Source organism: Fodinibius sp. (assembly GCF_034521915.1).
GTDB lineage: Bacteria > Bacteroidota > Rhodothermia > Balneolales > Balneolaceae > Fodinibius.
This window is the reverse complement of sequence record NZ_JAXHLU010000016.1, coordinates 214,081-236,001: the sequence shown is the minus strand read 5'-3', so window position 1 is coordinate 236,001 and position 21,921 is coordinate 214,081. Positions and strand designations below refer to the sequence as shown.

The following is a 21,921-nucleotide window of genomic DNA, read 5'->3' as shown; positions in this document are numbered from 1 at the left end:
AGCCTATTTTTTGCTTTTCTTACCTATGTTGTGAATTATGTAACAAATTATATTAGAGAGGAGGGAAGCATGTTATGCAAATAAAAAATTTTGACCAGTTTTTTCGCGATAACCCCATCCCCATGTGGATTTACGATCCGGAGGACTATTCGATTAAGGATGTCAATCAGTCGATGATTGCGCTAAGTGGGTATGCAAGCGAGTCGATGCTCTCCCTCACCTTATTTGACCTGCGCCCGGAGGAAGAAGTTCCCAAACTGAAAAAACACCTAGCCCAGATGGATAATAAAATGGTCAGTGATGAAGGGCTGTGGAAACATCAAAAAAAGACCGGCGAATTTACATATGCGTATGTCATCACCAATCCGGTGACCGTTGAGGGGGTGAACCGAACCTATCAGTTGGCCATGTTTAAAGATCTTACGGAGGAGCTGGACACCCAGCTAAGCAATAGAATACCCTTTAAGCATAGTATGGAGGGGATGATGCTGACAAATTCCAACGGGGAAATCCTGCAGGCGAACTACGCGGCCTGTGACATGTTGGGCATGACCGAGAAGGAGATCACCAGGCGGGGGCGCGAAGGTCTGGTAGCCAAGGATGAAAAATTAGAAAAGGCCTTAAAAGAACGGATAGAAACGGGAAATTACGCTGGTGAGCTTACCTTTATTCATAAAGAAGGCCAAAAGATACCCGTTGAAGTAACGTCAACGGTGTTTAAGAATTATGCCGGTGAGAAGCGATCATGCTTAATATTTCGGGATATCAGTGATCGAAAAGAACAGCAGCAAGCCCTGCGGGATGAACAAGAATTTACAAAAGTATTACTTAGCAGTTTGCCCGGGGTCTTTTTTGTATTAGATCAAGAGGGCAAAATAGGGGTGATCAACGAGCATTTGACGGAGATATTAGGTTTCCCTGCTGAAAAAATAAAAGGGCAGCTCGCTGTAAAATTTGTCCATGAATCCGACAAAGAACAAGTCCCTGAAGAGATCCAAAAAATTCTTGACCAAGGACATAGCTCATTTGAGATGACCTTAAATACAGCTGGCGGGAATACGGCCACGTATCGATTTAATGGAGAAAAGTTGGAACAAGATAACCAAACCTACATTGTTGGTATCGGAGTGGATATCACGAAACAAATGGAACTCCAGAATCAGCTGAGCACGTTGCTCGAAAAAGAGCAAACCCGACGCAAGAAAGCCGAAGGCGATCGAGACAAGCTTAAGAAGATGTTTGAAAAAGCCCCGACTCCTAAATGTCTGTTGGAAGGGCGAGAAATGAAATTTGTTATTGCCAACAAAGCGTATGAGCAAGTAGTGGGACAAGAGGATATTGTAGGGAAGTGTGTTGATGAGGTTATCCCCGAAGTCGAAGATCAGGGCTATATCGATATACTAAAACAGGTATATGATACCGGAGAGCCGTATTTTGGTCGTAGCGAGCGAATATTTATTGATAAGAACAATAAAGAGGACGCACAACAAGAATACATATTTAATTTACTATATGAACCACTCTTTGATGATAAAGGGGACGTCTATGGGATTTTTGTGGAAGCGATGGATTTTAGTGAACAGATTGCCTCCCAACAGCAGCTGGAGCAGTCGCTCGAAGAAAAGGAAACGCTCTTGGCCGAAATTCATCACCGGGTGAAAAATAACTTAGCCATTATTACGAGCATGATGGAGTTGCAGGTCATGGATACTGATAATAGTACGTTGCAGGATTTGCTTAGAACTGCTCAGCAGCGAATACAGACCATAGCTACCATCCATGAATTGTTGTACAGTTCAGAAAGCCTTTCTCATTTAAGCTTTGGGGAAAATATAAAACAGCTGGTCCAAAACATTGAGGATATATATAGCAGTAGCAAGCAAATTACGGTCACTGTAGAAGCGGATGACATCCCCATGAATATTAACCAGGGCATTCCGTGCGCTCTATTGGTTAACGAGGTTGTGACCAATGCCTACAAACACGCTTTTAAAGGCCGGCAAGAGGGTGAAATTGCAGTTAAGCTGCAAGAGAATAATGACCAGGTTTGGGTCGAGGTCATAGATAATGGCGTAGGATTACCAGATGATTTTGTGCAAGAAGAGTATTCATCCACTGGAATGACCTTAATTAACCAACTTAACCAGCAATTAGAGGGAGAGATTGCTTTTTCTAATGAAAATGGGACCCGGTTTGAGTTAACCTTTAAAAAAACCGACGTGAAAGGGATTGGGAGCGGTTTTATCGAACATTGATTCGAAAATAATAATCACTCAATTCAGGAACAGCCTTCAAGTTCTATATTGGGCGTTTTGAAAATTACCTAAAAATAAAAATCCGCCTTTCACACCCAGGGGGTAGCTGTATATAGCAGGGGTATGCTTTTCTGGGAGATCGAATTTCAAATCAACATCGCTTGCGGACCCTGGTTTTGCAAGCATAGGGGTGTTCCTGTGAGAATCCGGAAGATCTCGATTAACTTACCCATCCCCCCTTTATTAAAAAAGCCCCAAAGCGCAATGCCTTAGGGCTTTTATGTGGCTTTGTTGGGCAACTTGACCAATAGTAGGTTTCACAGTAGCCACTATGGAATATCTTCCACGCTTGCTGGCAGCGTAACGCCCGCTTCATTGATCCGCTCCAAAAAGTGCTCATAGGCGGCATCTACTTTACGGAAATGTCGATCCTCATAGACCGAATCATGCGCCATTCGTTGCTTAAACTCCTTGACCGAATCCGCCCACTCCAGCCGGTCGTCGTTTTTCATTCACTCTTGGAGCTCCCTGCAGTAGGTAAAGCTACCATCGTAGTATCAGAGGTAGGCTAAAAACAGGTCCTCGTTATCGTTGTAGATACGTTTAATGCTTGTGTATTTCGCTTTTTTAATTCACGACATAGTAATGATCATTACGTTGTAATTTATTTTTTGCTTTGCGGTGGGCTCATTATATAATCTAGGAATTTTATGTTCGGCCTTCGCGCTGGCCCTGCCTCTCTATATTTTAAAGCCCCTAACCACACCTATAATATATTCAAAAAGAGGGTTGATATCCAATAAAACTGATCTAATATCACCTATTAAAAGCTTTTAACGGCATTTTATTGGTCTTGAGAAGAAACAGGTATTGAGTACAAACACCCCTTATTATTATCTTCTTAGTAGAATATATTTTAATCTGAAAAAGGGGATTTTATGCCTGATAGAGAAAAATTAATTGAAGAGATAAAAACGCTCAGAAGACAGATGGGATTCGGTGAACAAGAGAAGCCTGAGATTAATACTGATATAGCTAAAATGGCTAACTCTAATAAGCAGGATTTAGGGTTGAACTGGAGTCTTATTTCCTTAATAGTGATTACTATTGGGATTATACTACAGATACTTTTTTACTATGAGCTGATTTGATAGCCAATAAAAAAGCCCCCTGAACCGAAGTCCAGGAGGCATAGATAAACTGTGGAATTTCACCACAACATAAAACCGAAAACAGGAATTGCACCTGAAAACGGACAACTAGAGCATCAGACACAAGCAGGAACGCTCGTCCCTGCCAAACTGTGCTCTAACCTGAAGCTAAGCATAACTGCAGAACAGACATAGGCCCCTTCAGGCTAATATATAGAACTCAGCTGTAAAGCTGAAGTTTTATAACGCTCTAAATATATCGCTTTATTTAACTGTTTTCCAGTATATTGTTAAACTATTGGGCTTTAACAGGCACTACAGTTAAACTATTGGGATTTAGCGTATTTGGAGGCTTTATTTTGCTTTTTAAGGCTCTAACTAAAAAGAGCCATAGCCTGGTATGGGCATGACTCTCTTGAAAATTAATTTTTGGTGTTTAAAAGTGATAATTAGGTGCTGCTTGTCTTAAAGGTAGGTTTGAATACAGATCTACTCTACAGTCATATCGAAGAGTTCTAGCTCTTCCTACAGCCTGAACGCTCTCCCCATGAATGATAGCGAGCTGTAGCTGCGATAATCGCTCGTTGTGTTTGAACGTTGAGAAGGTAAATCTAAGGCCATTGTATTCTACAGAAGCCTTTCCAAATTCCCTATCCTTCTCATGTTTCACAGGAATCCCCAGAACTGCTCCAAGTAGGTAATACAGGACATTCGATTTGTGGTTGGTTCCCAAAATATTGAGACTGGTATTCGAATAGTGATCGTACCCTGAGCAATTCCCGAAATATACATCATCAACAGCAGTTTTTATTTTATCCTTCATTGTCATGAAGGTGATGGTAGGCTTATCAGCAGTTAGCTCGTTAGCCTCCGAAAGAGAGGCCTTCAGAGAGGTTCTACTGAAGCTCTTGTTGAGGTGTTGATGGACTTCTCCTTTTTGGTGAATGTTAGAGATGTCATACGTCTTTACCCTGTTTTTGCCGTACATCTCTTCATAAAATGGGACGTTAGCACTGGCAGATAATACTATAATTTTCTTATCATCAGGAAAAAAGGAGGTGTTGATAAAATGCACTGTATCAGCATGATCTTTTTCGTCTCGGAAAATAAAATCAGATTTAAAAAATTCGACAATGTTACTTGAGAGTCCTTCCATACTACTATAACTGGTTGCTTTGTCTTTCAAGTCCAAATCAAACCTGGATGGAAGCTGTGTAATCTCCCCCTCTTCTACCTCACTCATTAGGTAATTCACTACGTCCAGCAAATCTGTATCACTATGCCTGAACATCCCTTCACCAGTCTGGTTAGCCATTTTAATCAAATCGGATATTTTTATGCTCTCCACACAAGCTAAGGACTCCATTGGATCTTCATCGTAAACGATCTGATCTACCTGCTCGAGATTTCCACCTGAGTGAATGGCCCAATCGTGGGTACTCATAATCGTTTTATCAGTGACATGAACCTCTTTTTGCCTTTTCAGATATTTTGCTGCTAGGTTGCGATCATACATACAGTAGCTGTCACTGGTAATCTGATGTGCTACTTGTACAATTTTCTTATATGCAAGGCCTCTAAAACCTAATTCATATAATCTGCTCAGCTTCTGATTTAACTGCTCACTTTCGAAAGTTGGCAATTTTGGAGTAGTTATAGCTGAGGTGTAGTCATTTCTTCTGTCCATGACTTCCTCTTTTAGGTCATGAGTCGGAAATGCGAGCAGCGTGTTTGGTCCTGCATCTTTAATGTGTTCAGTCTTACCTAATGCGGTGTGGCACAAGAAGATATGTATGTCCTGGTCATGCTCAGAAAGGCATTTTTCGAACTGATATCGGAACAACTGTTCTGCTTTGGGCAGTGTCATTCTGTTAATAGGCTCAGTGATTTCTACCCCATCAATAAACTCTCTGTCAGCCTCATAAAGCGTTCTGTATTTATGATCCTCCTCATAAGGGCTGAAGTTTTCCAACTTCATTGGGGAGTAGTAGGTCTCCAGGCTTTTATTTTCTCTTGTTAGGACTCTTGCCAACTCATGTCTACCGTCATGTGCATATAACTCGTCACTACTGTAATTTGGATGGTTTTCGTTGAATTCCTTCAACCGATTCTCATAAATTCGCTTTCCTCCCTTCATCCAGACCATATTTAATACGAGGCCCTTAAGAGATGCGAACTTTAACCGCTCTTCACTGTTCATGAAGTCCCCAAAAATCTGCACCTTGTCCTGTAGAGCCTGCCAGTCGATTTCAGTAGTCTTATAGCTCTTCAACTTCTCCCAGTATTGTTTACGTTTCTTTAAACTATCAATGTGTTTACTCGTGTTACCTATTATATTTAAGATAGAAGGCTCGTCTAAACACATCTCATCATACACATTATATCCGCCCTTTACGTCTGGGCTGTTTCCAATCCTTCTAAACTGTTTACCACCTTGCACAATATCTGACTTGAGAACCATGCCCAGGTCATATGCTGAGATAAGCTCTTCTGAGAGGACAAATCCATCACCATTTCCGCCGAAATAAAAACGAGCAGCATCCCCAGTACTCATATCAACGGTCTCTTCAAACATTTTCAACAAGGACTTTTGAAACCAATCACGCTCCTGGCGATCTGTAATCTTCCGATCCAAGAATAGAATTAACCTGAACTTAGGAGTCTCCTCTGTATGGGAAAATGTATTGTAATATGCGTTGGGTTCTATAGAATAAGCTCTAAGCTTATCAATAACCTCCTGTGGATCTACACCACTATCGAAGTCAAGTGCAAACACGCTTTGCGAGATGAAGTTCTCATTCTTAGGATGGTTATTCTCAAAGATGGGAGGTGCCCAGCTTCTACCTTCAGCGATTACATCAATGAAGTCCCTAACTGAATTAACTTCTCCTTCTTCAAAGCGGCTCTTGATGTAACCAACTTCTCTACCTTCTGGCTTCTCTTTTAATGGCTTTCTATCTACTGTTACTAAATGTTGCATTACTATACTGCTGAATTAGAAATTAAAGTGCTTGTCTGTTTTCTAATTCAGTTTTCAGTACCCGCTCAAGGATCAGTGCGCTGTTGTGGGAGTGGCCTCCGTTTTTATGTACTTGCCTGTTGTTCAAGTTTTGGGCACCACCGCAAACATCTTCTTTAGACTTTTAGCCAGGAATTGATCTCCTACTATGGTCTGAAGTGCTTGGTTTCTCGTTTTTCTGTGAGTTAGTTGTCTATTAGGGAGATGTATCCTTGGCAATCTCTTTTTTTTTAGTAAACTCATCACCTCTTAAATTATGTAAGGCAGCGGTTTAGAGACCCATTACCTATCCTAGGCTTTTTGTCCTGGATAGTGTTGTTTATTGTAAGAATGGTTTTCGGTTCTTTAGGAAGGAATTAAATACGCTTCCTACTTGAACAGCAGAAAGCGCATTTAGTTCGTTACCAGTTTTCTTGTTGGGAAGTTGTGCGGTGGGAATAAGCTCGAAGCTACAAAAAACACACCTAAGGAGTTGTGAGTTTTTCTGTTTCCTGTTATCGGTCTTAGGTTGTTGGACAGGGCACAATAATGAATGACGTAAAATATTGCCCAATCCACCTATATTCTATTAAAAATATCTGGTGATTTCTACCTTATTTTGCAGTTTTTAGTCTTCTGAGTGCTTTTTTAAACTGAGAATTTCAAGCCTAATTTTATTTTTCTTCAAATTTCTTCCTCTTCTCTTTTTAAAAGTCTAATTGCTGCATGATATGATGCTAGATAAAAGTGAAACATCCATGAGTACCATATATTTTCATCATAATTATCCTTTTGGTCTGGATTGTGATGTCTAATAGCAAATTTATTTACTATATGAAAGAGGGCATTTTCATCCTTATTATTTAGGACTTTATCTAACTCATCGTTCTTTTTTAACCACTCAAAAACATCTGCTAATTTATTAATGGCCTCCTTCTTGTCTGAAATATCGGCATTTCTACTTTTCCAGATATGGATAGCTTCTTTTACCCTAAGATCTACATTATCAAAATCATATTCTGGTATCTCAGCATTAAGAATATGCCTTAGCCCTTCACCACCTATCTCTACAATCTCACCCTCTTCATTTAACTCATATCCTTCAGCATAATCAGCTAAAAATATGTTAACTTTTTCTCGAAAAACCTCTTGTGCTGCCTTTTGATTATAACTCCTATAATCCACCACGTATTCCGAAAAACCCATAGTCTCTGTTATAGGTTCACCTGGTTTAGATATATTGTCATATAGAAACTCAATACAACTTAGTATTAAATCCTCATTTAATTTCATTTTCCTGCTCCATTCTTCAACAGGAAAAATCTGATTATTTAATGAGATGCTAGAGAGATATTTTGCTTTTTCTGAAATGTTATTAGGAGTAACTCCTAAATATTCAATAAAATAATCATCCCTTTTGAAATAATTAAAGGTATCTACAAACCTCTCATAGAGATCAATGTTTGACAATGAATTATTTCCTTTTCTTGAAGCGTAATATTTCCTACTCATGTATGATTTAGCTTATTTTCCACTGTGAATTCTGAAATATTAAATAGTCATAAGACCATCTTTTTTCAATGCCTTTTTGTGTTTCCTCCATCCTCTTGTTTTATTAATTCAAACTACAAACAATTTAAAACCATTCAACATGGGACACGTAACCAAATCAGGAAGCATCACTATAAAAAACAAAGACACTGGAGAAGAGGCTACAATCAATGCTGAGGATCTCTACTTTGAGGTTGTAGAAACTGATGAAAGAAGCATGGGAACTGAATCAAGACATAATGTCAACAATACTTATGCATTTGATAACGGAGGTGAGTTCACTTTGGATATTAATGTATGGGAATATCCAAATGGAGGTTATAACAACCAAGACGTTAAAGCATATGGTGTAGGTGACACTGAAGTTGAGGTAACAAACAACCTCCAACTCGGAATAGATCTGAACCCATAGAAAAAGCCCACCTGGAGTATCCAGGCAGGCTTTTAAAGGTTATTTTATTTTGCAGCTTTTAGTCTTTTGAGTGCCTTTTTAAATTGAGATTTCCTCTCAATTAACTGAAGCTCATCAGGGCAAGTTGTAGCCCTGCTTAGTTTGTTGATTTCGCTGATAGCCCACTCTACTTTTTCTATCTGAGCATCTAAATACTCTGGAAGCTCTTCAATTATAATGTCGATGTCGTAAAGTGTAGCGTCTATATCTTTGTATTCGTGTACGGTCATTGTAACTAAATTAGTGGTTGAATTATATAATTTAGTTGTCTGTAGGGACTGTTGTCGAGAAAGGAGTTTTCAGAAAAAAGTTGTCAGGAGGGCTGTTATCGTCACAGTAGTAGACAAGAAGGTAAAAATTTAAACCAATTCCAAATTTTATTTTCAAATAGCCTTTTAAAGCTTCCTATAGCAGGTTTAAATAAAAAAGGCCCACCTCCCAGAAGGAAGTGAGCCAAAAACGATGGAGTTTAGTTGTGATAGGTTCGAATTTTAACTAGTCCATTGAGAGATCTATGAACTTTCCATGTTTCCTCGGGATGCTGGCCTGTTTCATACTTATATCGCCAATCAAATTGGGCCCATTCTTCATCAATGATGTAGGTATCTCCCCCTTCGGTTACTAGTTCTGTCAATCCTTTAAACTTGGACTGCTTATACTCCTTTACCTCTTCAAGTTTAAGTGAAATCTGAACCTCTTCCGTGGGAGGATTATGCTCACCGATAAGATCGGCAAGCTTCTCGTCTCTTCCGGACTCGTACTCTAATGCCGTAAAGGTTATTACGGTATTATCCTTATTTGGGTGTTCTTTCTTCATAAAAAGATTTTCATTTAAAATTAAATTAAAATGGACCCGCCTATTCGTCAGGCAGGTCCATTATTTTACTTTTACAGGGTTGCTAGCAATTCCTCCAATTGCATTTTAGCATCACCTTCAATGATCCTGAGCAATTTGGGGAGAGAAATAACCTCTTTGGGGATATCAGGATGGATATGATCATATTCCAAATCATTGGCAATAATATGCTGTATTTCCTCTATTTCACCCAGACTTGCTCGTATTAATGCGAAATTAGCTTTTCTCTTTACATCATGAGAGATGTCGATCTCCTCTTCTTCACACCTTTTGAGTACCTCTTTTAAAAAGAAACTTACCCTATATCTGTAGATAGAACTTGTTTTTCTATTCTCTTCCTCCTCTATTGCAACATAGGTGTTTAGACCTTCAAGGATACCATAGCTTTGAAGTAAATTGGATTTAGTTGTGAGAAAAAATTCTAATGTTTCTACGTCGTTATTCTCAACAGCTTCATCCAGAGTTATACTATCTGTAAGGTCAGCTTTATTCATACTTATCTCTTCCTCCATAATGAATGGTGGTTGAATGGATTTAGTGTTTTCTTTATTCATCTTCTTTGATTTAAGTTATCGTTGTTGTTATCTGTTGGATATGACCAGCGGAATTCAGGTACTTAGTGGATACTTATTTTGAATCCCGCTGGTATACTATCCAGTGTGCGTATTAACTGGTGGACTCTCTATGTTAAATATTGGCTTTTTTCTATCGCTGTTATTGCTTCCGAGAATCCTTCGCTTTTAAATTCGCCTTTGGTATCCATCGGCACTTCAAGTTCAACAAACTTCTTGCCCTCTTGTATTATATTTATTGCTTTTACATCATAATCCTCTCCTCCCTGTGGGATTATCATTTCATAAAACCTGAAATTTGGAGAGCCTTCGATGAATACAACCGGCGTCTCTGTCTCAACAACAGCTTGCAAAAGTTTATTATAATGGGAGTTTGTTATTGGCGGTCCAACTACCTCAACCAAACACTCAAGTTCGGGCAAATAGAATGAAAAGGTATGCTGTGTACCATCCTTAAGATTTACCCGTTTTCTAGGCTGATTATCTATGTTGAGCTCATCAAAATATATCATCCATTGCTTTTCGAGAGGACTACTTTCTTCCGATGTTCCCTTTGCCTTTTTAACCGCCGAAATAACACTATTTAGACCAACCTCTTTAAACATTTCCTCGTTTTCTAAGAAAACATTCTTGACGAATTCATCTTTTTCGGGACGATGTGGGTGGTTGCAAAGGTTTATGTCCTCGAAGCGAATCCCATTTGGGCCGTTTTCGTCTGCAACTATCATTTGGTAGCTGCTAAGCTTTGGGTCCTTATTTAAGAGTACTAAAGGTATGTTGGTATCTTTTACTAGGTGTCGGATATTCTCAAAGTCAGACTTATCAAAAGGTCCATCATTTACCTGAGCAAAGCATTGGTATTCAGGCAAATAGAATGTTGGCCTATAAGTTTCACCATTGGCAATAGTTACCTCTTCCTCAGATAAGAATGAGATTCCCAGTTCGTCGAAATATATTTCCCACTCTTCTGTAAGATTAGATTTCTTCATAATATTGATATTATTTTTTGAATGTTTGTTTAAGGAGGAAGGGAAAATTAAGCCCCCTCCGTTTTAATTATTTGTGCTCTTGGCACTGTTCACACAGTTGCATGGCACATTCTTGCATTAAAGGCTCGAAGGCTTCTATACGTCCCTCCAGCTGCTCTTTAGGCAACAATTCTCCCGTTGCGTCCCAGACCTTTTCGTTGCCGTCAAGAGCCTGTTGGCATTCATTGATTTCACTTTCATAAGTGACATACAAGGCTGTGTAGAATTCATCACTTGTAGCTTTTTTCATCTCACAATTTGCTTTTTCTATTAGCTCCATAAGTCTTTCTCTTATGTACCATCTAGCGAATCGAAGCACCTGCTTGAGCTCTTTTCCTTTCACCTGGTCCAAAGACTCACAGAGCCGAATTTGCCAGTGGGATAGCATGTTTATCTGTTGTTCAATAGAGTTTTTTGATGTACTAGTATTGTCATTCATAATTAATATTGTTTTGTGATTTGTTATTGATATGATGAGAGGGCTATTTATGAGAGGAGATACGTCTCTCTTCCATAAATTTTTCGACGTCCTCGGTCCGATAGAAAACCTTTCGGCCTTCCTGGGAGTAGAAAGTCGGATCGAAGAATTTGTAATATGTGATGGGGGCAGCCCGCTAACTGGGCTGCTAGGAAATATTCCTTGCGGTTTGTCCGCCGGATTATCTTAGGGATGCATTTGTCAAGAATGAATCCTACCGTCTCTGATAGAATCTTCTTGAATTCTTGTCGGGTTGGTACGAATAATTGATTTTTTCATTACGGATGCGGTTTGTTTATCGTTTTAATGCACCCGTAATATGTTTGTAGAATGGCTTAAGCTTCTACTTAACTCGGTTAAGTATTTTATTAAGCTTATGTTGCCCGTCTTCAGTTTTTTGGAAGGTTGAATGGCTTACAAAAAAACTATTCTCACTTTTGTACAACTTTTTACCTTTGTATTTCAAATAAAATTCGTTTGCAATATTTAGTGCATCCCCCCAAGTTCTCACTTTCTCATTGTTTCTTTTTAAGTAATGCATAAAAGCCATTTTTCCAGCTTTTATTCCTTCTGGAGCATTCAAGATTATTTTATAACGCTCTTCCTCAGAAAGTTCAGAATTTTTAGCCTCATTCGATACTTTTTCACTATGGGTCTCAATCTCTTTTTTAAGTTTCTTTAATTTCTTCAGGTAACCATAACCTACGTGAGCTGCAAAGAGGTCATCAAAATATATTAAATCTCTTGACTCAGTTTTTCCTGTATCGGGATAAGTGATTTCACTAATTAAAATATCTTTTCCCTTTTCAAATCTTTCATAAAAATTATGGACTATTCTATAATCGGATGGAGTAACTTCCCTAATGGATAAATCTCCTTTATATACCTTTCTAAGAAGTTCCTTAGGGAAGCTTTCATTAATTGAACTTATTTCAAGCTCCAAAAATACTTCTTTTTCTTCAATCGGGAGCCCTTCCATCTCTTCTTTCATTTTTAGAATCTTTGAGTCTACCATCATCTCTATACCTAATCGGTAAACCCTTTCTTTTGCCTCCTTTACTTTTTTGTACTCTTCCTTACTCATTAATGGCGGGTCGTAGGAAGTGTCAAAAAATATTCCCGCCCAATACTCATACCACTCCAAACCGACAACAAAATAATTTCGAATTTTCTTCCAATAAAAAGCGGGAGGGGGCGGAATATTTTTCTCCTTCCAATCTTCAAACGTTAATTCTTCAACAAAAGAAAATTCTCTTAAGCTTGGTTGGGAATCGTAAATTCTCTTCCCCTCTTCAAATGAAATATACTGCCCTCGAAAATAATGGATCATACTTTATATGTTTTTTAGTTATGCTAGGAACATACCACTATTGAAAAGGATTATCCATTGTCTGATCCTTGGCTTGAAGCCCTTATACGTTCATGGCTCACAAATCATGAACGTAGTCGAGAATAGCTTTTCTAGGCAAATCCATCTGTACTTAGCTGCCATTATGCTGCAACCGTAATCAATCCGATATGTTGAAGTAAAGATTAGTCATATTGGTATATATAGGAAGGCTTTTTACTGAGGGAAGTATTGTAAATGTGGACAAAATAAATATGAGGCCAGCTATTTTAGAGACTACTAAATAGCTTCTCTCTCCTATTTTTCCTACTATGCTAATACCATGTATGAGCAACAAAGAAAAGACATAAAAAAGATCTACTTGGATTGTAAGAAGCGGGCTGATTTCTTGGACTCTTTTCATCAACAACTCAGGGTTTACGTAAAGAAAAATAAGCCACGTAAGAGCGTTGACTATAACAAACTAACCCATCACTTGAAGTTGGTTGCTGAGAGAGCCAAGAGGAAAAATTGGAAAACCTCAAACTACTTAAAACGCATCACTGAAATTATTGCCTATACTACCAGTGGTAAACAAAATGAGATTGACCTAAATCCCAACCAGGAGCATATGTTTGATTTCTCACCTATTGATCTTGAAGAACATCCTAACAGAAAGACAAGCATTGATTATACACCACGTAAATGGAGTGATGAGTCAGAATAGAAAAAGGGCAGAGACCTAATTGGCCCCTGCCCTTAGCGTGATCAAACACAGACCTAATCACCCATCATACCCTAACATCATTAGCTGAGCACTGCTAGCTCCCATTATTTTGTAAAGCTTGACCTCCCATTTCTGCAGAGCTTTTTCTTTCTGCTCCAGGTAGGAGTGCCTATCATAAAGAGCAGTGATAAGATCATCACCGCTAGACTGTTTATGGTTTAAAACCCTCCCTACTGTATTCCTATCAATCCCCATCTTAGCCATGTGAGTAGCTACAGTTCTACGAAGATTATGAACCTTAAAATCAGAAACTTCTGTCTGTTTTCTAGCTCGTATGGCAGCGTTTTTCGTGGACTTTAAAGGAGCGCTATCATTGCGTGGGGAAAGAAAAACATAATCACTGTCACCACTGTAAGGTTTAAGATCCTCAATAATACCCTGAGCAATCTTTCCAAGAGGGACTTCATGTGGCTCACCATTTTTAGCAAGCTCTCCAGGGATTGTCCAGACATCACGCTTGATATCTGTCCATCTCATGTTAGCCGTCTCAGTTTTTCGCTGCCCTGTAAGTAGCAACATTTTCAGCAGCTCTCCCATTGGCTGATTCTGCTCACCAAAGAATTTCCAAAGCTCCTTAATATCTTCCTCACTATAGAAGGTGTTTGGCTGCTTAGAAACAGTCTTATAAGGGCTGCTCTTCTCCACTGGATTGCTGTCCACATAATCATTTTTCACGCCAAAAGCATAGATACTACTGAGGACTCTTCTGATGTAGTTAGCCATTGTAGGAGAATTGTCATTGTAAGCCTTATCATCTAGAACTCTAAGGATGTGAGTCTTACCGATTTGATCCACGCTATAGGAGCCTAACTCTGGGACTAACTCTACATCAATAATTCTCTCGTATTCAACTCTTGTTGACTCCCGAAGCATTCTTAGATGCTTGGTTTTAAAATCATCAGCTAGCTCTCTAAACTTGGCAGAATCACGTTTCTCTTTTCGATCTGCTTGAGGATCATCACCATCCAACAGGTTGACCTTCATACGCTGGACTTGTTCTCTTGCATCTTCCAAAGAAACAGAAGGGTACCGCCCTATAGTATATCTTTTTTGATTACCATCCTGATAATACCGATAGGAAAAAGTTTTAGTCCCTGTCTTAGTGACTCGAAGGATTAGACCCTTCTCCCCTTTATCACTATATGATTTGGGCTTATTAGGTTTCCCAATACTGTCAATAAATCGCTTAGTCAGTTTCTTTTTTGGCATTGTTGTCTGTTTGGTTCGACCACCTGAGCAGAACTCAGGTGTATTATCTCTGGGAACTCTCTGGGCAAGTCAAAACGGCTTTCAGAGGATATTTCACAAGGTAGGAAAAACTGAATAAACAAAAAATCGCCCTTTATAATGTAATAACAGCATTTTATACATCCGCATTTTGTTAATTTTTTATAAGTGACTAATTACGGATCAGGAGGTTAGGGGTTCGAATCCTCTCAGGCGTACTACCTACCAAGCACTTGACTCACAAAGAGTTACGGGCTTTTCTGTTTACAAATATTTCTACTCTCTTAAGACTAATACTTACTCTGGTATCAGTTTTAGAGGCGTACCCCTCTTATTTTTAGCTGACTAACGGGGCTTAATTTGTGCTAAGATCATTGGCATATTACTATCCATTTGACCCCAACCATATTGTTGAATTTTACCGAAGCTTTTAAACACTCGTATTTCATAGATTCCTTTTTAAATTAAAGTTTAACTTTAGCCCATCTGTTTATACATTTTTAGCTGCGTAAGTTTACAACTCTATCCTACCCCCTACCCATACTAAATCCCGAAAGTTTAATACATTGCCTCAAAAAGGTAGCTTAAAAAACTTGGGTCCCGCCTATACACAAAGAACCTGACTGATGATCCCGAAATTATTGTCAAACGGCATTGGGTTGACCTGCTATCCGAATACTATTCCGATGCGCTCATTGCCGACCGGACGGCATTGGAAAACAAACCGGCAGAGGATGGATCGGTATTTATCATTTCATCCAAAAAGCGTATAACAGAAATTCCTGGGGTAATTTTCAACCCGCGAAAAGGACATGAGCCACTGGAAAGTGACCGACCTTTTATTAATAGCCTCCATATTAGCTCGGAACCCAGAGCCTACCTTGAAAACATGCGTCCTTCCCGAGCTCGTAAAGGTTCCATTCCAAGGACTCTTCGGCAAGAAGAGATGGAAGAACGCCTAGACAAACTTTTCCGGGTTCGCGGGGCCGACCATGTCAACAGTATTCGCGATCGAGCCCGGGAAATAGCCGGGCAACTGGATATGCAAGAAGAATATGAAAAGCTGGACGATCTCATTGGCAGCCTACAGGGCACACGCGATTCCACCATTAAATCAGATGTCGGTAAAGCCCAGAAATCTCAAAAACCGTATGATCCCGATCGCGTAGATCTATTCCTCAAACTTTTTGAAGACCTGTCGGATTTTGCTCCCCACACTCGCTCTGCGACCAACCTTTCTCAGGACGAACGAGTAAATCTTTCCTTCTTTGAGGCCTATTTTTCCAATTTTATCGAGGGAACGGAATTTGAAGTAGATGAGGCTGCAGATATTGTTTTTAACAATGCGATACCAGCTGAACGTCCCGAAGACGCCCATGATGTGATGGGGACCTTTCGGATCGTTTCCAACTACTCAGAAATGGCCAAAACAACCGAAGACTTCGAGGGTTTTATTACCTCGTTAAAGAATCGACATTCTACCGTAATGGCTCTACGGAAAGACAAAAAACCGGGTGAATTTAAGTCCAAGATAAATGTGGCAGGTAGCACCCAGTTTGTACAACCCGATCTAGTCATGGCTACCCTGGAACGCGGATTCGAAATTTACCGTGGCTTGGAATATCCGTTCCAGAAAGCGGTATTTATGATGTTCCTGGTTAGTGAAGTGCATCCGTTCACGGACGGCAATGGTCGTATAGCTCGCATCATGATGAATGCCGAACTTGTGGCCGCCGATCAACAAAAAATTATCATCCCTACGGTGTACCGCAATAATTATCTGGCTGCATTAAAAGCATTAACTCATAATCATCAATCCGATCCCCTGATTCGTACCTTGGATTTTGGTCAAAAGTATGTGCAGGCTATCAGTTGGGATAAGTACGATGAGGCCCGAGCTCAGATGGAAGCCACCAATGCCTTTATGGATCCAACCGAAGCTGATCAGGAAGGTATTCGGTTACGCCTGCCTTTTTAAGACAGAAATTAATTATTAAAACCCGATAGTTTAATATTAATACATATTAAAACCCGAAAGATTAATACCAATATCACTTTATCCCTCTAAAGTCACATTTTTTTAAGACTCTTCACTTTAAATTGAACCATACCATGGTCAATGGTATTTAACCAAAAGCGATTATTCAGATAATCCATGGCTTGGTATATCCGCTGAATTTTGGGTTCTCCTGAAAAACTAAGACCAATACTCAATGAAGCTGGCATTTGCCCATAAATTGTCTATCCACGTATTGGATACTAAAGGGCAAAATATTTTTCAAATAACTCTTGCGATTTCTTTTCACCTTCTTCGGTGATCACCACAGACTTGGCCTTCGATTTAGGATTGTCAATAAAGCCCTTTTCATATAGTCGATCCAGATGCTCCCAGCTGTGCCCTTTCCAAGCTCGGGTGCCAAATTTGTCTTCAAACATGGTAAGCCACAGAAGCGCCAGTACCACCTCGTCAACTTTGTCTTTATCGTATTCCATTGTCGTAAAATTTAGATTTCGGTTTACTGTGGTCACCTGTTACCACAAAAATTAGCCCGAAACCAATTTTGAAATAGAAAGGATGAACTGCAAGGATTCAATTCGAAATAACGATCAAACCAAGAAGAGTTGTCTAAAGGTGGATTAGGTGGCTGAACTGGAAGTAGAACTAGGCATTAAAAATGCCTGAGATTAAACATGCCCTTTTCAATAGAGTTGCACAATGTATTTAATAATAAGTATATATGGGACAATTTAGTAGCATAATGGTATGTTGGTAATGGATAAAAAAATCAGCCAATAATTGAAATTAAATACTTGATACTATGATTAAGCCAAATATAGAAGAAGAAATAAACAATCAGATTCAAGAAGAGTTTCAGTCGGCGTATGCTTATCTGGCAATGTCGGCGTGGTTTGAAGAGAAAAACCTTAGTGGCTTTGCAAGCTGGTTGAAAGCCCAGTGGCAAGAGGAAATAGAACATGCCATGAAGTTCTATAATCACCTAATTCAAAGAGAGGGGCGTCCAATATTACAAGATATTGAAAAACCAAAAGCGCAATTTGATTCTCCGCGGAAAGCGTTCGAATTGGCTCTTGAACAGGAGCAGCATATTACGAAACGTATCCACAAGATGTATAAGCTTGCCAGAGAGGAAGACGATTATCCGCTCGAAAGTTTATTACTTTGGTTTATTGATGAACAGGTAGAGGAAGAAGAGATGGTGCAAGATATTATTGATAAACTAAAATTAGTTGGAGAAGACGGTTCTGGAATGTACTTACTGGATCGCGAGATGGGAGAAAGACAAGGCCAGAATGGAAAAGAACCAGAGCAAAGCGAAAACTAAATATAACTACCCTATTATTAATTGAGTTGGTTGTAAATGCCCCCTGATTTAAGGAGGGGGCATTTGACTTTAAAATTGTTTTTAGAAGCACTAATATAATTCAATTAAAGCTGAATCGGGTAAAACCGTAGTTGCTTTTCCGTTAAATCACTGGCTGATAAGTTGTTACGTTAACAACATCAGCATTAAATGGGATAACAATTTTTAGCAGCTCCGATATTTTAAACGATAAGATTTGACAAAGCCACCTAACGACATCCTATTTGTTACCACCTCCCAACACTCTGCTATCTCAGCAGGGGAATAATGCAGAGCCTATTGAGTATTCACAAAATAAAATCATTTTAGGAACGGGAGTATATAGAAAAAGGGTACGGAATAATCCGTACCCTTATCTAACACTTACTCGATCTTTTTCCTACATTTCTTTGGCTTCGTCTACAGAAGCTTTCTTGTAGGGAGTCAACAACTTCTTCAAGTTATTGGCAGCTTTTCTGGCTCTGCGACCAGCAGCTTTATTATCCTTTTGATCGAAGTCTTCGTGGTTTTCTTCTAACTTTTCCCACTCTTCTTTCATTTGATTGAAGAGACTAACTGTGCTTTCATCCATAGTTACGTTTGTTTATTTATTTTTGTTTTGCTTTAAGTACATGGTTGAAATAAGTATATACTAAAAGATAAGGAGAGTATACAAATAGAAAAATTTCAACGGAGAGTCGAGGGAAATCCCGCCGAAGCAGCACGAGGGAATAAAATAAGCCCTTCCCACTTTAACGATTTCTTCCCAAAGATCCACTAAAACTCAACTTAGCGGCATGATTAACCTTATTAATCCATTCTCTACTTTTTGTTGAAAGCCTAACAAACTGATAAATACCCACTTAACTTGTGGATACCGATCGAATGGAACGTATATCGACCTATATAAGTTAATCTTAGCTCTGCAAATATTAGTCCCAATCCTATTCCGCTGCTTTTTCCGTTATTACCTTCTCAGTGTGATAGATTCTACAATAAAATGTTATAAATCTGTGATACTTTTTTGCACGCCAATATTTATATAATGGTTCGACTTCAAATTTAATAAACGAATAACTTTATGGATCACGCTAAAAAACACGCGCCTTATAATATCTTTTTGGTGTTACTAATCCCGGCCTTGGTATTACAATCTTGCGGATCGAAGGAGTTTTCTGATGCGTCCAGGCATGCAGCAATACATTCTTCCGCCCTTTCTCAGCAAATTATAAAAAGTGTATCGGCTGATACTATTGATTTCGAAATCGAGAAAATCACCAAAACCGAAGAGGAATGGAGGGAACAACTTACCAACTCCGAATTTAGGATTCTCCGAAATAGAGGAACGGAAATACCCTACACCAATGAGTACTGGGATAACAAGGAGGAAGGAATATATTATTGCCAAGCATGTGGGCTGCCGCTTTTTCATTCCGATACAAAGTATAAATCTGGTACCGGGTGGCCCAGCTTTTGGAAACCTATTCATGAAAAGGTTGTGGAAGAACGGGAAGACAACTCCTACTTCATGACCCGTACGGAAATCGTCTGTGCCAGATGTGGTTCCCATATTGGACATGTATTCGAGGATGGGCCTGAACCAACGGGATTACGATATTGTATGAATTCAACCGCCCTCCAGTTTGAAAAGAATGCTAATTTGGAAAACCAAAGTGAGGTACAACAATGAGTAAGCTGACCACAATTTTATTGACCGGTGTTTTATTTATAAGTATCACAGCGATAACAACTTCTACCTCAGGTGATCAGAAATCATCCAAAGATGAGGTGCAAATAGAAAACCAAAACTTGGAACAAGCTACCTTTGGCGCAGGATGTTTTTGGTGTGTTGAAGCAATATTCGAAGAGTTAAAGGGCGTCAAATCTGTTGAGGCGGGATACGCAGGCGGGCATGTAGAAGACCCGAGTTATAGAGAGGTCGTTAATGGCAACACCGGCCATGCCGAGGTGACCCGCATAACGTTTGATCCCTCTGTCATCAGCTATGACCAGCTTTTGACTGTTCTCTGGCACACGCATAATCCCACCACAAAAAATCGCCAGGGACCGGATGTGGGACCACAATACCGGTCGGTCATCTTCTATCACAATGAGAAGCAGAAAGAAATTGCCGAACGATCGCTGAAAGAGACTGATGAGTCAGATCTTTGGGAAGATCCTATTGTTACGGAAATCGAACCGCTCAGCAACTATTCGAAAGCAGAAAACTACCACCAGAATTACTACGAAAATAATCCCAATGCCGGATACTGCCAAGTGGTCATTGCCCCAAAGCTTAAGAAATTCCGTAAAGAGTTTTCCCATATGCTAAAAGAGTCTGTCAATCCCTGATTAATAGAAGGCTTTGCAAAACCATTCTGTCATCGCGAATGTAATGTGGCGATCTCCTTTAAGAAGCTTTGATCGGGAGATTGCTTCTCAGGCTCGCAATGACAAGCTAAATTTTGAGGGTTTTGCAAAGGCCTCGATTATTTAGCGTATCCACAAACTATTCATAACGGGTTTAGCGGTTGGGTTAGATGGCAAAAACCAAGAAATACCTGTCATGTCATCCCGGACTCCGATCCGGGATCTCGTAAGGACTATATCGTTGATCTGGCAAGAGTCTTGCTCAACGTTTCTTGTCCCTGCGAGATCCTGATTCCAAAAGCTTTCGGGAGATGGAATGAGCGTAGCAAATGAAGTCAAATCCATCTCCCTGAAATTACTCGCGTAGGATTGAGTGATAATCTTTTAGACCCTACGCGATTCCAGTGGCAGGAAATATATTCAACTCCGTACTCCTGCGCCCTTGGATTCGGAGCACTTCGCTCAGTATGACACTGTTGCTCCGCGGCGGTGCCTTTCCCATCAACAAGTCAACTCCGAGGAGGTAACGACGAGATGCCTCACTTCTTAACCAATTTATCTCGGCCCAATACTCTGCGTTGGCCCCTTTAGAAGGATCGAACAATTTTCACATTTGGGATTCACAATCAGATCATTCTTTTGTTAAAGGGCTTTGGTTATATCTAAAGCCGGATGCAATTATTCGTAAGTCTTTTGTTAGCCAATCGTTACACTTTTGTGATTTTATTTCGGTGCTGAGTGCATACCCTTATAAGTGCTAATTCACTAAACCCAAACAAACTAAAACTGATATGAATAAATTACATCTCAGCACTACACTATTTTTTGTAATTGCGATATCCATTGGTATAACGATGGGTTGCTCTGATGACAGCTCGGGTCCGCAAGAAATGGAAACGACATTTTCTGTTGAAGTACAAAACGTAAATGTTCCGAGTCCTGTGCTCAAAAGCGGAGTTACCGTTTCGCCGGGTGGGCCTGACGAAGGACCGGCCATATTTCCGGGTGAGACTGCATCATTTTCTTTTACAGCACCTTCAAGCACTTTGCCTCCGATAGGCGGGAGCGGAATGCGTTTAAATTTCGCTTCGATGTTTGTGCAGTCTAATGATCTGTATTATGCTTTTCCGCCGGAAGGTTTGGATCTGTACGATGATCAAGGCAATCCCGTTACCGGAAATGTGACGGATCAGTTGTACCTGTATGATGCAGGCACTGAAATCAATGAAGAACCGGGTGTGGGACCAAATCAAAAACCGAAACAAAACGGACCGAATACCGGCGAAGATGAGAACGGCAATATTGTCCGAATCGATAATGGGCAGCAGGGTCCCGGGGGATATACCTATCCTGACAAGTCAGAAGTTATTGAAGTCACCATAGAACACGATGGTGAGAGTCAATTTACGGTACATGTTACCAATGTTTCGGATACTATGACCCTGGAGACCTCCGAAGGCAGCAAACCTGTACCGCTATCTCCCATTCGCCTGGGCCGTTCATGAAGA

21 protein-coding genes are annotated in these 21,921 nt (G+C 39.8%); 9 read left to right on the top strand and 12 right to left on the bottom strand.

Annotated features, from left to right (window positions below; genetic code table 11):
• Window positions 1-74: 74 nt before the first annotated feature.
• Window positions 75-2,255, top strand: coding sequence for a PAS domain S-box protein (locus U5J89_RS12355; RefSeq protein ID WP_322575943.1), 2,181 nt, complete (start codon window positions 75-77; stop codon window positions 2,253-2,255).
• Between the two features lie 329 nt (window positions 2,256-2,584).
• Here U5J89_RS12355 and U5J89_RS12350 read toward each other — a convergent pair whose 3' ends face one another.
• A complete protein-coding gene (locus U5J89_RS12350) occupies window positions 2,585-2,767 on the bottom strand; it encodes a hypothetical protein (protein ID WP_322575942.1) in 183 nt (60 codons plus the stop codon).
• 426 nt (window positions 2,768-3,193) lie between these two features.
• On the opposite strand from U5J89_RS12350, the gene U5J89_RS12345 reads away from it, so the two are divergent.
• Window positions 3,194-3,406 (top strand): hypothetical protein, encoded by a 213-nt coding sequence (locus U5J89_RS12345; RefSeq protein WP_322575941.1) that lies wholly within the window; start codon window positions 3,194-3,196, stop codon window positions 3,404-3,406.
• Between the two features lie 436 nt (window positions 3,407-3,842).
• Here the strand turns inward: U5J89_RS12345 and U5J89_RS12340 are convergent, their stop codons facing one another.
• Window positions 3,843-6,386, bottom strand: coding sequence for a hypothetical protein (locus U5J89_RS12340; protein WP_322575940.1), 2,544 nt, complete (start codon window positions 6,384-6,386; stop codon window positions 3,843-3,845).
• 702 nt (window positions 6,387-7,088) lie between these two features.
• A complete protein-coding gene (locus U5J89_RS12335) occupies window positions 7,089-7,916 on the bottom strand; it encodes a hypothetical protein (RefSeq protein WP_322575939.1) in 828 nt (275 codons plus the stop codon).
• 139 nt (window positions 7,917-8,055) lie between these two features.
• Between U5J89_RS12335 and U5J89_RS12330 the strand changes: the two genes are divergently transcribed.
• On the top strand, window positions 8,056-8,367 hold the full coding sequence (locus U5J89_RS12330) for a hypothetical protein (protein WP_322575938.1): 312 nt from the start codon (window positions 8,056-8,058) through the stop codon (window positions 8,365-8,367).
• 44 nt (window positions 8,368-8,411) lie between these two features.
• On the opposite strand, the gene U5J89_RS12325 is transcribed toward U5J89_RS12330, so the two are convergent.
• The 6 genes from U5J89_RS12325 to U5J89_RS12300 all read right to left on the bottom strand — a co-directional run bounded on the left by U5J89_RS12325 (window position 8,412) and on the right by U5J89_RS12300 (window position 12,670).
• Entirely contained in the window at window positions 8,412-8,636 is a 225-nt protein-coding gene (locus tag U5J89_RS12325) for a hypothetical protein (protein ID WP_322575937.1), read from the bottom strand.
• A 239-nt stretch (window positions 8,637-8,875) separates the two neighbouring features.
• On the bottom strand, window positions 8,876-9,223 hold the full coding sequence (locus U5J89_RS12320; RefSeq protein WP_322575936.1) for a hypothetical protein: 348 nt from the start codon (window positions 9,221-9,223) through the stop codon (window positions 8,876-8,878).
• Between the two features lie 71 nt (window positions 9,224-9,294).
• Window positions 9,295-9,816 (bottom strand): hypothetical protein, encoded by a 522-nt coding sequence (locus tag U5J89_RS12315; protein ID WP_322575935.1) that lies wholly within the window; start codon window positions 9,814-9,816, stop codon window positions 9,295-9,297.
• A 128-nt stretch (window positions 9,817-9,944) separates the two neighbouring features.
• Window positions 9,945-10,823, bottom strand: coding sequence for a hypothetical protein (locus U5J89_RS12310; protein ID WP_322575934.1), 879 nt, complete (start codon window positions 10,821-10,823; stop codon window positions 9,945-9,947).
• A gap of 67 nt (window positions 10,824-10,890) precedes the next feature.
• Window positions 10,891-11,301, bottom strand: coding sequence for a hypothetical protein (locus U5J89_RS12305; protein WP_322575933.1), 411 nt, complete (start codon window positions 11,299-11,301; stop codon window positions 10,891-10,893).
• 382 nt (window positions 11,302-11,683) lie between these two features.
• Window positions 11,684-12,670, bottom strand: coding sequence for a hypothetical protein (locus tag U5J89_RS12300; protein WP_322575932.1), 987 nt, complete (start codon window positions 12,668-12,670; stop codon window positions 11,684-11,686).
• 379 nt (window positions 12,671-13,049) lie between these two features.
• Here U5J89_RS12300 and U5J89_RS12295 point away from each other — a divergent pair, with 379 nt between their 5' ends.
• The gene (locus U5J89_RS12295; protein WP_322575931.1) at window positions 13,050-13,394 is read left to right on the top strand and encodes a hypothetical protein; all 345 of its coding nucleotides are present in this window, start codon (window positions 13,050-13,052) and stop codon (window positions 13,392-13,394) included.
• 57 nt (window positions 13,395-13,451) lie between these two features.
• Here U5J89_RS12295 and U5J89_RS12290 read toward each other — a convergent pair whose 3' ends face one another.
• Window positions 13,452-14,663: a tyrosine-type recombinase/integrase gene (locus U5J89_RS12290; protein ID WP_322575930.1), complete on the bottom strand. Its 1,212-nt coding sequence runs from the start codon at window positions 14,661-14,663 to the stop codon at window positions 13,452-13,454.
• 730 nt (window positions 14,664-15,393) lie between these two features.
• Here U5J89_RS12290 and U5J89_RS12285 point away from each other — a divergent pair.
• Window positions 15,394-16,659, top strand: coding sequence for a Fic family protein (locus U5J89_RS12285; RefSeq protein WP_322575929.1), 1,266 nt, complete (start codon window positions 15,394-15,396; stop codon window positions 16,657-16,659).
• Between the two features lie 281 nt (window positions 16,660-16,940).
• Here the strand turns inward: U5J89_RS12285 and U5J89_RS12280 are convergent, their stop codons facing one another.
• Entirely contained in the window at window positions 16,941-17,174 is a 234-nt protein-coding gene (locus U5J89_RS12280; RefSeq protein ID WP_322575928.1) for a DUF6429 family protein, read from the bottom strand.
• A gap of 326 nt (window positions 17,175-17,500) precedes the next feature.
• Here U5J89_RS12280 and U5J89_RS12275 point away from each other — a divergent pair, with 326 nt between their 5' ends.
• On the top strand, window positions 17,501-18,025 hold the full coding sequence (locus U5J89_RS12275) for a ferritin (protein WP_322575927.1): 525 nt from the start codon (window positions 17,501-17,503) through the stop codon (window positions 18,023-18,025).
• Between the two features lie 418 nt (window positions 18,026-18,443).
• Here the strand turns inward: U5J89_RS12275 and U5J89_RS12270 are convergent, their stop codons facing one another.
• Window positions 18,444-18,635, bottom strand: coding sequence for a histone H1 (locus U5J89_RS12270; RefSeq protein ID WP_322575926.1), 192 nt, complete (start codon window positions 18,633-18,635; stop codon window positions 18,444-18,446).
• A 489-nt stretch (window positions 18,636-19,124) separates the two neighbouring features.
• On the opposite strand from U5J89_RS12270, the gene msrB reads away from it, so the two are divergent.
• The 3 genes from msrB to U5J89_RS12255 all read left to right on the top strand — a co-directional run bounded on the left by msrB (window position 19,125) and on the right by U5J89_RS12255 (window position 21,918).
• Window positions 19,125-19,733 carry a peptide-methionine (R)-S-oxide reductase MsrB gene (msrB, locus tag U5J89_RS12265; RefSeq protein WP_322575925.1) on the top strand — a complete coding sequence of 203 codons (609 nt, stop codon included), beginning with the start codon at window positions 19,125-19,127 and terminating at the stop codon, window positions 19,731-19,733.
• Complete coding sequence (gene msrA, locus U5J89_RS12260) at window positions 19,730-20,395, top strand: peptide-methionine (S)-S-oxide reductase MsrA (RefSeq protein ID WP_322575924.1); 666 nt, start codon at window positions 19,730-19,732, stop codon at window positions 20,393-20,395. The genes msrB and msrA overlap by 4 nt, the downstream gene beginning before the upstream one ends.
• Window positions 20,396-21,204: 809 nt before the next feature.
• Window positions 21,205-21,918 carry a spondin domain-containing protein gene (locus tag U5J89_RS12255; protein ID WP_322575923.1) on the top strand — a complete coding sequence of 238 codons (714 nt, stop codon included), beginning with the start codon at window positions 21,205-21,207 and terminating at the stop codon, window positions 21,916-21,918.
• Window positions 21,919-21,921 lie beyond the last annotated feature (3 nt).

Coding starts and splice junctions, on each gene's coding strand:
- U5J89_RS12355 (WP_322575943.1), top strand. CDS start 75: ATGCAAATAAAAAATTTTGACCAGTTTTTTCGCGATAACCCCATCCCC.
- U5J89_RS12350 (WP_322575942.1), bottom strand. CDS start 2,767: ATGAAAAACGACGACCGGCTGGAGTGGGCGGATTCGGTCAAGGAGTTT.
- U5J89_RS12345 (WP_322575941.1), top strand. CDS start 3,194: ATGCCTGATAGAGAAAAATTAATTGAAGAGATAAAAACGCTCAGAAGA.
- U5J89_RS12340 (WP_322575940.1), bottom strand. CDS start 6,386: ATGCAACATTTAGTAACAGTAGATAGAAAGCCATTAAAAGAGAAGCCA.
- U5J89_RS12335 (WP_322575939.1), bottom strand. CDS start 7,916: ATGAGTAGGAAATATTACGCTTCAAGAAAAGGAAATAATTCATTGTCA.
- U5J89_RS12330 (WP_322575938.1), top strand. CDS start 8,056: ATGGGACACGTAACCAAATCAGGAAGCATCACTATAAAAAACAAAGAC.
- U5J89_RS12325 (WP_322575937.1), bottom strand. CDS start 8,636: ATGACCGTACACGAATACAAAGATATAGACGCTACACTTTACGACATC.
- U5J89_RS12320 (WP_322575936.1), bottom strand. CDS start 9,223: ATGAAGAAAGAACACCCAAATAAGGATAATACCGTAATAACCTTTACG.
- U5J89_RS12315 (WP_322575935.1), bottom strand. CDS start 9,816: ATGAATAAAGAAAACACTAAATCCATTCAACCACCATTCATTATGGAG.
- U5J89_RS12310 (WP_322575934.1), bottom strand. CDS start 10,823: ATGAAGAAATCTAATCTTACAGAAGAGTGGGAAATATATTTCGACGAA.
- U5J89_RS12305 (WP_322575933.1), bottom strand. CDS start 11,301: ATGAATGACAATACTAGTACATCAAAAAACTCTATTGAACAACAGATA.
- U5J89_RS12300 (WP_322575932.1), bottom strand. CDS start 12,670: ATGATCCATTATTTTCGAGGGCAGTATATTTCATTTGAAGAGGGGAAG.
- U5J89_RS12290 (WP_322575930.1), bottom strand. CDS start 14,663: ATGCCAAAAAAGAAACTGACTAAGCGATTTATTGACAGTATTGGGAAA.
- U5J89_RS12280 (WP_322575928.1), bottom strand. CDS start 17,174: ATGGAATACGATAAAGACAAAGTTGACGAGGTGGTACTGGCGCTTCTG.
- U5J89_RS12275 (WP_322575927.1), top strand. CDS start 17,501: ATGATTAAGCCAAATATAGAAGAAGAAATAAACAATCAGATTCAAGAA.
- U5J89_RS12270 (WP_322575926.1), bottom strand. CDS start 18,635: ATGGATGAAAGCACAGTTAGTCTCTTCAATCAAATGAAAGAAGAGTGG.
- msrB (WP_322575925.1), top strand. CDS start 19,125: ATGGATCACGCTAAAAAACACGCGCCTTATAATATCTTTTTGGTGTTA.
- msrA (WP_322575924.1), top strand. CDS start 19,730: ATGAGTAAGCTGACCACAATTTTATTGACCGGTGTTTTATTTATAAGT.
- U5J89_RS12255 (WP_322575923.1), top strand. CDS start 21,205: ATGAATAAATTACATCTCAGCACTACACTATTTTTTGTAATTGCGATA.